The sequence below is a fragment of the Polaromonas sp. P1_G4 genome (genome assembly GCF_056405475.1).
Window position 1 is genome coordinate 1 of record NZ_JBFUCA010000924.1, and the last position, 924, is coordinate 924.

Genomic DNA, 924 nt, shown 5'->3' on the forward strand with positions numbered 1-924 from the left:
TTGTAGAGCTGGTGCAACACCCCCATGGCTGTGTAGCAGGCCGTCAGGTCTTTCACGATCACTCGAAACCCATAGAGATCGGTCACCTGGGCAAACGAAAGGTGCTTTTCATCCATCTTGCGGTAGATGGAATACAGCGTCTTTTCTCGTCCCGAGATCATCACCGGCACATGGGCGCCGGTAAAGGCCGATTCGACCTCTCCCTGCACCCGCTTGATCACGTCGCGCCGGCGGCCGCGGGCCTTCTGCAACGCCTTGGTCAAGGTGGCGTAGCGCCAGGGGTGCAGGTGCTGGAAGGAAAGGTCCTGCAATTCCCGGTAGGTCGTGTTCAGGCCCAGGCGGTGGGCGATGGGCGCGTAAATGTCCAGGGTTTCGCGCGAGATTCGGGTCCATTTGGCGCGCGGGACATCGCCCAGCGTGCGCATGTTGTGCGTCCGGTCAGCCAGCTTGATCAGGATGACCCGCACGTCGCGTGCCATGGCCAGCAGCATCTTGCGGAAAGACTCAGCCTGGTTTTCTTCCCGGGTGTTGAATTCCAGCTTTTCGAGTTTGGTCAGCCCGTCCACCAGTTCAGCCACCGGCGCGCCGAAACGCTCGATCAGCTCGGGCTTGGTGACGCCGCAGTCTTCAATGGCGTCATGCAGCAGGGCGGCCATGAGCGCCTGTGCATCCAGCTTCCACTCGGCGCATTGTTGCGCGACGGCGATAGGGTGGGTGATATAGGGTTCGCCGCTGTTGCGCAGCTGGCCCAGATGGGCCTCATCGGCAAAGCGATAGGCGCGGCGGACATTGTCAATGTCGGCAGCGCTCATGTAGTCGAGTTTCGCCGTGAGCGCAGCAAAGCTTGCCGCTGCTGCGTTCGCGGCGGCGGGGGTCGACTTGCTCGAAACAACAGGCGAAAGCATGGCGCTCATGCCTTAAATG

1 protein-coding gene is annotated in these 924 nt (G+C 61.3%); it reads right to left on the reverse strand.

The window, feature by feature from the left end:
- Positions 1–905 (reverse strand): HD domain-containing protein (locus AC1D1X_RS24480; protein WP_477699511.1); only part of this gene is annotated, 905 nt, incomplete at its 3' end.
- Positions 906–924: the final 19 nt, after the last annotated feature.